Annotated in this window: 16 protein-coding genes and 1 pseudogene; 10 read left to right on the plus strand and 7 right to left on the minus strand. The window is 72.6% G+C overall.

Annotation, left to right across the window (positions count from 1 at the left end; translation table 11 throughout):
* On the plus strand, window positions 1–346 hold a 346-nt coding region (locus GH736_RS08975), incomplete at its 5' end, for an alpha/beta fold hydrolase (protein WP_162529549.1).
* Between the two features lie 5 nt (window positions 347–351).
* Here GH736_RS08975 and GH736_RS08980 read toward each other — a convergent pair.
* A complete protein-coding gene (locus tag GH736_RS08980; protein ID WP_235933913.1) occupies window positions 352–1,437 on the minus strand; it encodes a trans-sulfuration enzyme family protein in 1,086 nt (361 codons plus the stop codon).
* 92 nt (window positions 1,438–1,529) lie between these two features.
* Window positions 1,530–2,078 (minus strand): hypothetical protein, encoded by a 549-nt coding sequence (locus GH736_RS24505; protein WP_203230697.1) that lies wholly within the window; start codon window positions 2,076–2,078, stop codon window positions 1,530–1,532.
* 159 nt (window positions 2,079–2,237) lie between these two features.
* Here GH736_RS24505 and GH736_RS08990 point away from each other — a divergent pair, with 159 nt between their 5' ends.
* Window positions 2,238–3,413 carry an adenosylhomocysteinase gene (locus tag GH736_RS08990; RefSeq protein WP_159602272.1) on the plus strand — a complete coding sequence of 392 codons (1,176 nt, stop codon included), beginning with the start codon at window positions 2,238–2,240 and terminating at the stop codon, window positions 3,411–3,413.
* Window positions 3,410–4,147: an IclR family transcriptional regulator gene (locus GH736_RS08995; protein ID WP_159602274.1), complete on the plus strand. Its 738-nt coding sequence runs from the start codon at window positions 3,410–3,412 to the stop codon at window positions 4,145–4,147. Before GH736_RS08990 ends, GH736_RS08995 begins: the two co-directional genes overlap by 4 nt.
* Window positions 4,148–4,175: 28 nt before the next feature.
* Here GH736_RS08995 and GH736_RS09000 read toward each other — a convergent pair whose 3' ends face one another.
* Window positions 4,176–4,823, minus strand: a complete 648-nt coding sequence (locus tag GH736_RS09000) for a uracil-DNA glycosylase family protein (protein ID WP_159602276.1) — start codon at window positions 4,821–4,823, stop codon at window positions 4,176–4,178.
* Between the two features lie 30 nt (window positions 4,824–4,853).
* On the opposite strand from GH736_RS09000, the gene GH736_RS09005 reads away from it, so the two are divergent.
* Together GH736_RS09005 and GH736_RS09010 are read left to right on the plus strand one after the other, a co-directional pair.
* Window positions 4,854–5,048, plus strand: a complete 195-nt coding sequence (locus tag GH736_RS09005) for a hypothetical protein (RefSeq protein WP_159602278.1) — start codon at window positions 4,854–4,856, stop codon at window positions 5,046–5,048.
* Entirely contained in the window at window positions 5,045–5,473 is a 429-nt protein-coding gene (locus GH736_RS09010; protein ID WP_159602280.1) for a DoxX family protein, read from the plus strand. Before GH736_RS09005 ends, GH736_RS09010 begins: the two co-directional genes overlap by 4 nt.
* Here GH736_RS09010 and GH736_RS09015 read toward each other — a convergent pair.
* Window positions 5,388–5,984 (minus strand): hypothetical protein, encoded by a 597-nt coding sequence (locus GH736_RS09015; RefSeq protein ID WP_203230698.1) that lies wholly within the window; start codon window positions 5,982–5,984, stop codon window positions 5,388–5,390. The genes GH736_RS09010 and GH736_RS09015 overlap by 86 nt on opposite strands.
* 93 nt (window positions 5,985–6,077) lie before the next feature.
* Between GH736_RS09015 and GH736_RS09020 the strand changes: the two genes are divergently transcribed.
* The 4 genes from GH736_RS09020 (at window position 6,078) to GH736_RS09035 (ending at window position 9,254) form a co-directional block, all read left to right on the plus strand.
* Complete coding sequence (locus GH736_RS09020; protein ID WP_159602282.1) at window positions 6,078–6,773, plus strand: NAD-dependent deacylase; 696 nt, start codon at window positions 6,078–6,080, stop codon at window positions 6,771–6,773.
* Between the two features lie 90 nt (window positions 6,774–6,863).
* A complete protein-coding gene (locus tag GH736_RS09025) occupies window positions 6,864–8,039 on the plus strand; it encodes an AI-2E family transporter (RefSeq protein WP_159602284.1) in 1,176 nt (391 codons plus the stop codon).
* A gap of 16 nt (window positions 8,040–8,055) precedes the next feature.
* Window positions 8,056–8,436, plus strand: coding sequence for a hypothetical protein (locus tag GH736_RS09030; RefSeq protein ID WP_203230699.1), 381 nt, complete (start codon window positions 8,056–8,058; stop codon window positions 8,434–8,436).
* Window positions 8,437–8,441: 5 nt separating this feature from the next.
* The gene (locus tag GH736_RS09035; protein ID WP_159602286.1) at window positions 8,442–9,254 is read left to right on the plus strand and encodes a nitroreductase family protein; all 813 of its coding nucleotides are present in this window, start codon (window positions 8,442–8,444) and stop codon (window positions 9,252–9,254) included.
* On the opposite strand, the gene GH736_RS09040 is transcribed toward GH736_RS09035, so the two are convergent.
* The gene (locus GH736_RS09040) at window positions 9,188–10,060 is read right to left on the minus strand and encodes a glycosyltransferase family 2 protein (RefSeq protein WP_159602288.1); all 873 of its coding nucleotides are present in this window, start codon (window positions 10,058–10,060) and stop codon (window positions 9,188–9,190) included. The two genes, GH736_RS09035 and GH736_RS09040, sit on opposite strands and share 67 nt — an antisense overlap.
* 9 nt (window positions 10,061–10,069) lie before the next feature.
* Entirely contained in the window at window positions 10,070–11,929 is a 1,860-nt protein-coding gene (gene nhaA, locus GH736_RS09045; RefSeq protein ID WP_159602290.1) for a Na+/H+ antiporter NhaA, read from the minus strand.
* Between the two features lie 312 nt (window positions 11,930–12,241).
* Between nhaA and GH736_RS09050 the strand changes: the two genes are divergently transcribed.
* The gene (locus tag GH736_RS09050) at window positions 12,242–12,457 is read left to right on the plus strand and encodes a hypothetical protein (protein WP_159602292.1); all 216 of its coding nucleotides are present in this window, start codon (window positions 12,242–12,244) and stop codon (window positions 12,455–12,457) included.
* Window positions 12,458–12,463: 6 nt separating this feature from the next.
* Here GH736_RS09050 and GH736_RS09055 read toward each other — a convergent pair.
* A pseudogene (locus GH736_RS09055) lies at window positions 12,464–12,674 on the minus strand (MFS transporter); the annotation flags it as partial.

Consider the following 12,674-nt stretch of genomic DNA (forward strand, 5'->3'; position numbering starts at 1 on the left):
CCGCCAGTACTACCAGTTCCCCGAGGCGCTCGACGTGGACCGGTACGACATCGACGGCACGACGCAGGACACCGTGGTCGCGGTGCGCGACCTCGCGCTCTCGGGCCTCGGCGACGCCGACGACGTGGCCTTCACGCGGCCCTGGGGGTTCGACCTCGACGACGTGGGGGCGCCCGTGCTGCTCGTGCAGGGCGAGGGCGACCGCGTCGTGCCGCGACGTCACGCGGCGTGGATGCTGAGCCGCCTTCCCGACGCGACGCTGTGGATGCGCCTCGACGACGGACACGTCTCGGTGCTCGACGTGGTGCCCGACGCGATGGACTGGCTGCTCGACCACGCACGCTGAGTCGCTCAGCCGAGCGAGTCGAGCGCCGCCACGAGGTCGCGGTGCAGGTCGTCGACGTGCTCGAGCCCGACGGAGAGCCGCACGAGTCCCTCGGGGATCGTCGGCTGTTCGAGCGCCCAGCGGCGCCGCCGCTCGAACGTCGACTCGACGCCCCCGAGGCTCGTCGCGTGCACCCAGAGGTCGGTGCGCTGCACGAGCGCGTCGGCCGGCTCCGCGCCGCCGCGCACGACGATCGACACGATCGCGCCGAAGCCCGGGTACAGCACCTCGTCGAGCGCGGGGTGGTCGGCGAGTCGGCGCACGAGCTCCTGGGCGGTGGCCTGCGCGCGCTCGAGGCTCACGGGCAGGGTGCGCAGCCCGCGCAGCGCGAGGAAGGTCTCGAGCGGGGCCGGGATCGCTCCGTGCAGCGAGCGCCGGTGCACGGCCGCGTCGGCCAGTTCGTCGGATGCCGCGACCACCGCGCCCATGAGCACGTCGCTGTGGCCCGAGATGTACTTCGTCGCCGAGTGCACGACCACGTCGGCGCCGAGCGCGAGCGGACGCTGCAGCAGCGGCGTGGCGAACGTGTTGTCGACGGCGACCAGCGCCCCGTGCTCGTGCGCCGCGCGCGCGATGGCCGTGATGTCGGCGACCTCGAGGGCGGGATTCGTGGGCGACTCGAACCACACCATGGCGGCCCCCTCGCACGCGGCGGCCACGGCGGCGGTGTCGGTGATGTCGACGAAGACGGTCCGCAGACGGCCCTGCTCCTCGCGCTCCTGGAGGGCGGCCACCGTGCCCGTGTACGAATGCCGCGGCGCGACGACCGTGCCGCCCGGCTCGACGAGGTCGAGCACCGCGGCGACGGCGGCCATGCCCGACGCGAACGCGACGCACCGGCCGCCCTCCAGCGCGCCGAGGGTCTCCTCGAACGCCGTCCAGGTGGGGTTGCCGTACCGCCCGTACTCGAGCTCGCCGCCCGCGACGTACGTCGAGGTGAGGTGCACGGGCACGCTCATGGGCTGGTCGGGCGTGTGCGGCGGCCGGCCCGCGATGACGGCGAGGGTGTCGGGGTGGAGCGCCGGCGTATCCGGCGTGCTCGCGTCGTGCACGGTCGTGCCTCCAAGGGTCGGGGGAGCGGACAGGGGTCGGAGGAGCCGAGCTCGTGGCATCCGCATGCGCCAGCCTATGACGAGGCCCGGCGTCAGTGCTTCCGGTGGTCCCCGGCCGGCACGATGCCGCTCGTGCCGCCAGGGCCGCTGCCCTCGCTCATGCCCTCGCTCTTGCCCTCCTTACCGTCTTTCCCGTCTTTCCCGTCCTTGTCGTCCTTGCCGTCCTTCTCGGACTTGCCGTCGTCGCCGGGTGCCGGCGCGGGCGGTGCCTGCTCGGACTGCAGCTGCGTGATCTGCTCCTGCAACCGGGCCTGCTCCGCCAGCAGTCGCTGCTGCTCCGCCTCGGTCTCGGCTGCGGCGACGGCCTCCTCGAGGTCCTGGCGCACGAGGTCCATCGCCGCCACGATCGCGGCGAACCGCGCGTCGTCGAGCCGGCCGTCGCGGCGCGCCTTCGACACCTCCGTGGCGAGCTGGTCGAGCCCGGCGATCGCCGTCGGCCAATCGCCTGCGGCGCTCGCGGTGCTCACGGCGACGACCTGGGCCCGCAGGCCCTCCTTCGTCGCGTCGTCGTACTGGGGCGCACAGCCCGACAGCGCCAACGACGCCGCGAGCACAACGGCCGCGATCGGTCCTGCGCGCATGTCACCCCCATCCGTTGCGGTCACGATACGCAGCCGCTTCGGCGAAGTCGCGGGGGTTGACTCGCACCTCACGCGCGGCCCCAGCGGGCGGCCGCCCACCCGCCTCATCCGCGCGGTATCATCTGTAAAAGAAGCATTCATATATGAAAGTAGGCCGACATGTCGGAACTGCTCGAACGCGGCGCCGCGCGCATCACCTGGATCAGGTCCCGGATGCCGCTGCTCGCCGCCACCCGCGAGGACTTCACCGTGCGCCGACCGTTCGCGGGCCTCCGCCTCGGCATGTCCCTGCACGTCGAGCCGAAGACGGCCGTGCTGCTCGAGGTGCTCGCCGCGGGCGGCGCGGAGATCGTCGCCACGGGCAATCACGGCTCGACGCAGGACGACGTGGTCGCCTACCTGCGGAACCTCGGCATGACGGTGTTCGGCCGCCGCGACGACACGCTCGACGAGCACCACGCGAATGTCGCAGCAGTCGTCGACGCGCGTCCCGACCTCGTGCTCGACAACGGTGCCGACCTCGTCGCCGGCATCGTGGCGGCGGGCACTGCGGCCGGGGTGGTCGGCGGCACCGAGGAGACGACGAGCGGCGGCATCCGGCTGCGCGGCGAACTGGCCGGCCGAGTGCCGTTCCCGTCGATCGTGATCAACGACAGCCCGCTCAAGGCCATCGGCGAGAACCGGCACGGCGTCGGCCAGTCGGTCGTCGAGAGCGTCATGCGCATCACGAACCTGATGATCCCGGGGCGACGGTTCGTCGTGGCCGGCTACGGCTGGTGCGGCCGGGGCATCGCGCAGTACCTCAGGGCGTTCGGCGGGCGCGTGGCGGTCGCCGAGATCGACGAGATCAAGGCCTTCGAGGCGGCCCTCGACGGCTACCGCGTGGGCGAGCTCGCCGACCTCGCCGAGTGGGGCGAGTTCTTCATCACCGCGACCGGGCATCCGGGCGTCATCACCGACGCGGTGATCGACCGGATGCCGAGCGGCGCCGTGCTGGCGAACGCCGGGCACTTCCCGTGGGAGATCGACACCGAGGCGCTCTACGGCCGCGCCGTCGCCGTGACCGGCCTCGACGCGGCGATCGAGCGCATCGACCTGCCCGACGGGCGCGAGCTCGTCCTCCTGGCCGGCGGACGCATGGTGAACCTCGCCGGCCGGGAGCCGAAGGGCAACTCGCTCGAGGCCATGGACCTCGGCTTCCTGCTGCAGTCGCTCTCGCTCGAGCGGGTGGCGACGGATGCCGCGTCGCTGGTGCCCGGCGCCCAGCCCGTGCCCGACAACCTCGAGCGCGAGATCGCCCGCCGGTTCGTCCGGGCGCTCGGAGCGGACCGGTGAGCCCGACGCCCGACACCCCTGCGCCGGGGCGCGCCAACGAGTACGCCGCACCGGCCCTCGACAAGGCGCTCGACATCCTCGAGCTGCTCGCGAACGAGGCGGGCGGCCTCACCCAGACCGAGATCGCCGACGCGGTCGGTCGCAACGTCAGCCAGATCTACCGCGTGCTGGCGACCCTCGAGCGCCGCGGGTACCTCACCCGCGATGACCGGTCTGGGCGGTACGTGCTGTCGATGGCCCTGTTCGACCTCGCGCATCGCCATCCGCCGCTGCGGGGGCTCGTCCAGCTGGCGGCGGCGCCCATGCGCGAGCTCGCGGATCGCATCCGACAGTCGTGCAACCTCGGGGTCGACGACGCCGGCGAGGTGCGCATCGTCGCCCAGGCGGAGTCGCCCGCCGACTTCGGCTACCAGGTCCGGGTGGGCGCGCGCTTCCCGCTCGAATCCACGGCGACGGGCGCGGTGCTCTCGGCCGGTGCTCCGGATGCCGCGGGCCGGCGGCTCCCCGGCGAGGCCGAACTGCTCGCCGCCGGGTACCTCACTCGCACCGACCGCCTGCAGGCGGGCATCACCGACGTGGTCGCCGCCGTCACCGACCGCGCCGGAAGCACGATCGCCGCGCTCACGGTGCCGTACATCGGCACGTCCTACAGTGCGGTCGGCCTCGACGAGGTGGTCGCCGCCGCGCGCGCGACAGCGGCGGAGATCTCGGCGCGCCTCGGCGGCACCCGCTGACCGACGCCGGAGGCGGGGCGCGCCGGGGTCAGCGGATGACGCCCTCGTCGAGCAGCGCCTGCAGGCCGGTGCGGAACCCCTCGCGCCCGCCGTGCGACGGATGCCGGACCCGAGGCACCTCCCACCCGCTGCGCGCGAGGCTCGCCTGGGCGACGTTGCCGACGGCCACGACCGACCGGATGCCGAACACGTCGGCCAAGGCCTGCCACGACCACGCCCATTCCGCGGTCTCGGCACCGGTCGGCGTGCGGTTCGACAGCGGGGCACCCGGGCGATGCGGATGCAGGGGGAACGCGCTCCACAGCACGGGCAGGAAGTCGAGGCCCTCGAGGACCTGCCACATCACCGTCGCCGTCGGCTCGGCGGCGACGCCGGCGGCATCCGGGATCTCATAGCCGTGCTCGGTGCCGAACAGGCCGAAGTGCGCGACGCCGCGACGCAGGAGCACCGTGTTCGTGAACGGCACGCCCGTGATCGCCATGCCGCGGTAGCCGGGCGCCTCGCCCACGAGGAGCGTGGAAGGCTGCCGCTCGGCGAGCTGCCGCAGGTAGCGGTCGAGGTTGCGCCGCCGCAGCCCGTTCTCGGGGCGGGAGGCATCGAACGGGTTCGCGCTGTTCGGGCCGGACCCGCCGGCCGCCAGCCGTTCGATGAAGCCGTCGATCGTATCGGGCGCCATGAGCCGCCATCCTACGGCTAGCCTCGAAGCATGAGCCGAACCGTCTGGACCGTCATCGGCGTGATCGTCGCCGTCATCGTCGCCTGGTTCCTCGTCGACGTGGTCTTCAGCCTGCTGTGGTTCATCGGCAAGCTGGCGATCGTCGCCGTGGTCGCCGTCATCGTCTTCTTCGTGCTGCGCGCGCTCGTGCGGCCCTCCGACGACCGCAAGTCGATCGAGCGATGAGCCGCCGTTCGGGCGTCCCCGCGTCGACGCCGGTGCGCACCCTCGGGCGACTCGCACTCGCTGCATTCCTGGTCTTCGCCGGCGTCAGCCACCTGTTCTGGGCGCGCCGCGAGTTCCGGGCCCAGGTGCCGCCGTGGGTGCCGATGGACCCCGACGCCGTGGTGGTCGGCTCGGGCGTGGTCGAGGTCGGCCTCGGTGCAGCGCTCGTCGCCCTGCCGCGCGAACGCGGCCGCATCGGCGCGATCGTCGCGGCGTTCTTCGTCCTGGTGTTCCCCGGCAACCTCGCGCAGTGGGCGGAGCGTCGCGATGCGTTCGGCCTCACGACCGATCGGGCGCGGTTCATCCGCCTGTTCTTCCAGCCGCTGCTCGTGGCGCTCGCGGTGTGGTCGACGTCGCCGAAGGCCGGGTCCGGCCCCACGGCTTGAACACCGACAGCGTCATCGCCACGAGGAGTGCGGTCGACGAGACGACCGGCGGGAACACGAGGTTCGCCGTCACCGCGGGCGCGACGCCGTCGGCGAGCGCCGCTCGGCCGCCGTCCGCAAGCGCCGTGAGGCCGGGCCAGAGCACGAGGACGACGAGCGTCACGAGCACCACGTTGACGACGAGCTTCACGAGCACCCAGCGGTAGCGCACCAGCCCGTACTTCGTGCCGAGCCCCAGGAGCACCCCAGTGGCCAGGGTGACGAGCCCGACGATCACCAGCGGCCACGTCGACACCGCGACGAGACTGGTCGCCGCTGCGCCGGCGCCCATCGCATCCGCGGTCGACGCGGTGACGACGAGGATTCCGAGCGCGAGGTCGAGCCCGAGCCAGATGCCCGCGGCCGCGATGTGCGCGAGCAGGAGGAGCTTTCGCGCGCGGGATGAGAGCGGCATCCGGATGACCCGTGCCCCCGTGCGCGGGAGTGGCGGCGTGCGCGTCGTGGTGCCCATGCCTCCACGATGCCGGTGCGGTGGCGCCGTGGCATCCGCCCGTCGGAGTCACCTGGCGTACCGCCGCGGGCGTACGCGCGATTCAATGGACGCATGACAGTCGTCGTGCTCACCGGCGCCGGCATCTCGGCCGAGAGCGGCGTGCCGACGTTCCGCGACGCGGGCGGACTCTGGGAGGGTCATCGCGTCGAGGACGTCGCCACCCCCGAGGGATTCGCGCGCGATCCCGTCATGGTGCAGCGCTTCTACGACGCGCGGCGCCATGCCGTTGCCCGAGCCGAGCCGAACCCGGCGCACCTGGCACTGGCGCAACTCGAACGCGAGCTCGGCGACGACCTGCTCGTGGTCACGCAGAACATCGACGACCTGCACGAACGCGCGGGCTCGCACCGCGTCGTGCACATGCACGGCGACCTGCTGCGTGCGCGCTGCCTGGCGTGCGGCCGCCGGGTGCCCGTCGCGGCCGACCTCGTCGACCGGCCGCCGTTCCCCGAGTGCGGCGAGCGGATGCTGCGCCCCGACGTGCTGTGGTTCGGCGAGATGCCCTACGACCTCGACCTCATCGACGAGGCGCTGCTCGCCTGCGACCGCTTCGCGGCGATCGGCACCTCGGGCGCCGTGTACCCGGCGGCCGGCTTCGTGATGACGGCTGCCGCGGCCGGCGCGCACACGATCGAACTGAACCTCGCGCCGAGCGAGATCACGCCGCTGTTCGACGAGGTGCGGCACGGCCCGGCGAGCATCGCGGTGCCCGCCTGGGTCCACGAGGTGCTCCAGGCGCAGCGGTAGCCGCGCTCCGCGGCGAGCGGGACCGTACCCCATCGGTCGGGCGCACGACAGGGGGTTCGTCCCGGGCCGCCAGGCCCCTAGGGTGAGGGCATGAGCGATCGACCGCCCTCGCCGGCGCCCACGGAGCCCCTGTGGACCGACCGGCTCGGTCGCTGGAGCATCCGGAGCCTGCAGATCCTCCTCGTCGTGGCGCTCGGCGCGCTCGCCGTGTGGGCGCTGGTGCAGGTGAAGCTCCTCGTCATCCCCGTGCTCATTGCGCTCATCGTCGCTTCGGCGGCCGCGCCGCTCGTCGGCTGGCTGCGACGTCGCGGACTGTCGCCGATGCTCGCGGCGTGGGTGACCCTGGTCGGCGGCATCCTCGTGCTCGGCGGCGTGGTCACCGCGATCGTGTTCGCCGTGCGCAACCAGTGGGACGAGCTGGTCGCCTCGGCAGGCGAGGGCTTCGACGACCTGCAGGCCTGGCTCAAGGACCTGCCCTTCCCGATCGACCAGGAGCAGATCACGTCGGCGCGCGACGCGGTCGTCGACTACGTCACGAGCGCCGAGTTCGGCGCCGGGGCGGTGCGCGGCGTGTCGGCCGCCACGGAGTTCGTCGCGGGCGCGCTGCTCGTGCTGGTCGTGCTCTTCTTCTTCCTCAAGGACGGCGACCGCATCTGGGCGTTCTTCCTCCGCCCCTTCAGCGGCGTGCGGCTCGAGCGCGGACGACGGGTCGGCACGACGAGCGTGAAGGTGTTCGGCGGCTACATCCGCGGCACGGCGATCGTCGGACTCGTCGACGCGGTCGTGATCGGCCTCGGCCTCGTGATCCTGCAGGTGCCGCTCGCGCTGCCGCTGGCGGTCATCGTGTTCCTCGGCTCGTTCATCCCGCTCGTCGGCGCCACGGTCGCCGGCATCCTCGCCGCGCTCGTCGCGCTCGTGGCGAACGGACCGGTCGTCGCGCTCATCGTCGTCGCGATCGTCATCGCCGTGAACCAGCTCGAGGGCGACCTGCTGCAGCCCGTGGTGATGGCGCAGTCGTTGAAGCTGCACCCGCTGGTCATCCTCATCGCCCTCACCGCCGGCACGATCCTCGGCGGCATCGTCGGCGCCGTGCTGGCCGTGCCGATCGCGGCGGTCGGCTGGGCGATCATCAAGGTGTGGGACGGCCCCGACCCGTCGATCGACGCCCGAAAGCCCCTGCGCCGACGGCGCGGGACGACATCGGATGCCAGCTCGCGGGGCGAGCAGCTGCCGCACGACTCCGCCGGCGGAAGCCCGGTGGCCTGACGTGCGCTCGGCCCCGATGTTCACCGCGGCGACGGTGGGCTACGCCGCGAACTGCGCGCTCGGGGCATCCGTCGCCCTGCGACTCGTCGACACCCGCGACGTGCGGTGGGTGCACCACGCACTGTACGTCGCGACCTTCTCGCTGGTCGTCGGGGCCATGAGCTCGACGGTGTGGGGGAGCCCGCGGCGAGCGAGCCGCGCGGCCGCCGCGCTCCTCGCGCCGGCCGCGGTGCCGCTGACGCTCATCCCGTACGCCGGAACCCACACGCGGCGGCATCCGCTCGTCGCCCTCACCGCCGCGCCGTTCTTCATCGCCGCGCTGGTGCGGTCGAACCTGCCCGACCGCACGATGGCGGCCACCCGGAACACCGGCACGACCAGGACGACGAGGAAGTAGGACGCATGGAGCTGCTCGACGCGATCCGCCGCCGCAAGACCACGAACGGCCCGTTCCTGCCCGATCCCGTCTCTGAGGAGCACCAGCGGCTCCTCATGGAGGCGGCGGGCCGGGCGCCGTCGCAGCTCAACAGCCAGCCCTGGCGCTTCGTCGTGATCGAGGACCGCCCGACCATCGAGGCGATCGCGCGCATCTCGGGCGAGAGCATGACCGAGGCGATGTCGAACGGCACGTTCTTCGAGCGCTACAAGCCGTACTTCCGGTTCAGCCAGGCCGAGATGGACGAGCAGCGCAGCGGCATGCTCTTCGACAAGCTGCCCGCCCCGCTGCGCCCCTTCACGAGCCAGGTGTTCACCAAGCGCGGGCAGAAGCTCATGAACACGTTCGGCGTGCCCAAGACGCTCGGCGAGGAGAACCGCAAGCTCGTCGCCGGGTCGCCGCTGCTCCTCGGCGTCATGCTCGACCGCAGCGAGTACCGGCCCGGCCAGCTCTCGTCGTTCTACTCGGTGTTCAGCATGGGCGCCGCCATGGAGAACGTCTGGCTCACGACGGTCGAGCTCGGCATGGGGATCCAGTTCATCTCGTTCCCGATGGAGGTGCCCGGACGGTGGGACGAGATCGTGCGCCTGCTGCGGGTGCCCGACGAGCTCGAGCTCATGGCCGTGTATCGGCTCGGCTACGTGCCCGAGGAGCAGCGCCGGCCCGCGATCGACTGGGTCAGCCACGAGCGCAAGCGGCCGTCGCAGTACGTCTACCGCGAGACCTGCGAGACGCCGCAGGCGGGCTGGGACGACGTGCGCCCGCCCGACCGGGCCTGAGCCCTGCGCGCTCGCGCGATGCGCGCCCACCGGTAGGGCGGCAGCTCCTCGGGCCAGTGCCGGGCGAACGTATGCACGCCCATGCTCGCGTCGCGCCAGAGCTTGCCCGGGTGCCGGAACGGCCGCATAGACACCCCCACCGAGAGCCGCGGATCGCGCAGGACCCTCGTGCCCGGCGGCAGGTGGATGCTGAGGTCGAGGTCGTCGTGCACGCGCTGGTCGTCGCGGCAGACGTCGTCGCGCACGGCCAGCCACAGGTCCCGCCGCAGCACGACCGACGACCCCCACAGCGGCCGATGCCCGAGCGCGACTCCGGCGAGCACGGTGTAGCCGCCGAGGTACGCCGTGATGAGCAGCCGTGATGCGAGCGGCGGCGCGCTCGGCAGCCACGCCCACCCCGTGGCGACCTCGACCGCGGGATCCGCGAAGCGCTCGTGCGCGGCCCGCACCCAGTCGGGAGGCAGCACCGTGTCGGCGTCGACGCGTGCCAGCAGGTCGCCGGCTGCCGCGTCGAGGCCCGTCGACGTCGCCGCCGGGATGCCGACGACGGGTTCGGGGACCACGCGGCATCCGTACCTCGCCGCCAGCGGGCCCAGGTCGCCGTTGCCGCCGTTGTCGACGATGACGACCTCGTCGGGAGCAACCGACTGCGCCCCGACCGAGGCGAGCAGCCGCTCGAGGCGGTCGCGATCGTGGCGCACCGGCACGACGATCGAGAGGGTGCGCGTGCGGCCCGCGCGAGCGGCATCGGCGTCGGAGTGGGCTTCGGCCTCGGCGCCGGCGGTCAGCGGTTCGTCGGGTCGCATGACCCCACGCTAGGCACCGGCCGCGGGCTCCCCAAGGGGCTTGCGCTCCGCCTCGAGCGCGGCGATCAGGGTGGCCGAGTCGTAGGGTCCCTTGTGGCGGCGCTCGCCGATGAAGAACGTCGGCGTGCCGTGCAGGTCCATCATCTGCGCGTCGAGCCGGTCGTCCTCGACGCGACGCACGACCGCGGGCGATCGCAGGTCGTCGGCGAAGCGATCCATGTCGAGGCCGAGGTCGCGCGCATAGCGGCAGAGGTCGTCGGTGGTCAGGTCGTCCTGGTTCGCGAACAGGGTCAGCGCCATCTCGAAGAACCGGCCCTGCAGCGCCGCCGCCTCCACCGCCTGGGCCGATTCCCTCGCGTGCGGATGCACCTGCTCGAGCGGCAGGTGGCGGAAGACCCAGCACACGTCGTCGCCGAAGTGGTCGATCACCGCGTCGATCGATCCGGTCGCCCGGCTGCAGAACGGGCACTCGAAGTCGCCGTACTCGACGATCCGGTGGGGCGCGTCGGGCCGTCCGCGGAAGTGGTCGCGTTCGGGGTCGAACGGCCGCACGAGCTTGGCGCCGACCGCGACGGGCGGCCGCAGCCGGTCGCCGACCACGAAGATGAGCCAGCCCAGCACGAAGGCGATGACGGATGCCGCGAGCACGCCGACTCGAGCGAGATCCTGGGTCTCGGGGTCCTCGATCGCGAGCCCCACGATGAACAGCGCGATCGTGAAGCCGATGCCCGACAGGGCCGCGCCCCCTGAGATGCGCGACACGGTGAGTCCGGGCGCCAGCGTGCCGATGCGCAGCATCCGCACCAGGGCCGTGGCCCCGGTGATGCCGACGAACTTGCCGATGACGAGGCCGGCCACGATGCCCCAGGTCAGCGGCGATGACACGGCGGCCGAGAGCGTCTGCGGATCGAGCCGCACGCCGGCGTTCGCGAGCGCGAAGATCGGCAGCACGATGAAGGCGATGTAGGGCGACCAGGCCGCCTGCAGCCGCTCGTTGATCGAGATGGAGTCGCGGAGGCTGCGGGTCGCGGCGCGCGCGTACGTCGTGTTCGGCGACTCGCGGAAGGCGCGGGTGAGTTCGGCGGCGCGCTCGACCTCCATGCGGCGCGGCGGGAACACCGGGATCACGAGCGCCACGGCAACGCCCGCGAGCGTCGGGTGCACGCCGGCGGCGCCCACGCCGAGCCAGAGGCCGAAGCCGAGCACCGCGTAGGCCGGCCCACGTGCCATGGGCAGGAAGCGCACGAGGGCGAGCGCCACGAGCAGGACCGCGCTGATCACGAGCGGCAGCAGCTGGATGCCCTCGTTGTAGAACACCGCGATGGCCACGAGCGCGCCGATGTCGTCGACGACCGCGAGGGTGAGCAGGAACGTGCGCAGTCGCCACGGGAACTTGGGCCCGATGATCGCGAGGGCGCCGAGCAGGAACGCCGTGTCGGTGGAGATGACGACGCCCCACGCGTGCATCTCGTCGGTGCCGGCGTTGAACAGCATGAAGATCGCGGCCGGCAGCGCGAGCCCCGCGACCGCGGCGATCACGGGCACCGCCGCGCGGGACCGATCGGTGAGCTCGCCGATCGTGAACTCCCGTTTCACCTCGAGCCCGACCGTGAAGAAGAAGAACGCCATCAGCCCGTCGTTGACGAGCTGGTGCAGCGTGAGCTCGGCCTGGAACCCGCCCACGACGATCTCGACGTGGGTGTCCCAGAAGGCGTCGTAGGTCGAGCCCCACGGCGAGTTGGCCCACACGATGGCGATGAGCGTGAAGCAGAGCAGCAGCAGTGCGGAAAGGCGGTCGCCCGCGCCCGCGCCGGCGGGCGGCGGCGTACGGCGGGGCAGGACCGGAGCCGTGGTGGTGGCGCTCGTCATGCGGTCGCTTCGGAGTCTGCGCGCGTCAGCGGCGGGGAGCGCGGACGATCGACCAGAGCGCAGCTGCGAGCAGCACGCCGCCGACGGCGACGATCAATCCGAGAATCGACCAGATCACGGTTTCGATGTCCACGTCCACCTCCGGGGGTTCCCCGCCATTCTGTCGTGCCGGAGCGCGCGCCCACCAGTGGCAATCCGTCAACCCGTTGACCGTCGAAGCGGTGCGGCGGACGCTGGAGGCATCCGCACGCGGCATCCGGCCGAGGCATCCGCCCGACCCATCCGTACGCGGCCCGCGACCGAGGAGACGCCATGACCGACCCACGCGACCACGCCCAGCGACACGACGCCGACCGCTTCACGCCCGACGTCGGCCAGGACGAGACCGAGGGCGAGCCGCGCAACGACGCCGACGACATCATGTACGACGGCGACGACCTCGGCCCCGACGCGAACGAGCTCGACGCCGACAACGCGGTCGAGGAGCAGACGCTCGAGGCGGTCGACCCCGACAACGCGCCCGACTGACCGGGGCTAGACAGCCGGCGACCCGCCGCTCGCTGCCGGTACGGTATCGACGTCCTCATCGGGCGCGGACGGGTCCTGCCTGCGCCCCGACCCGAGCGAGATCGTCGCCAGGAGCCCGACCGCGAGGAATCCGGCCGCCGTGAGCGCCGATGCGCGGGTGGCATCGCTGAACGCCTCGCGCGCCGCCTGCGCGGCCTCGGGCGACTGCGCCTCGATG

It is taken from the genome of Agromyces humi (assembly GCF_009720255.1).
GTDB classification, from domain to species: domain Bacteria; phylum Actinomycetota; class Actinomycetes; order Actinomycetales; family Microbacteriaceae; genus Agromyces; species Agromyces humi.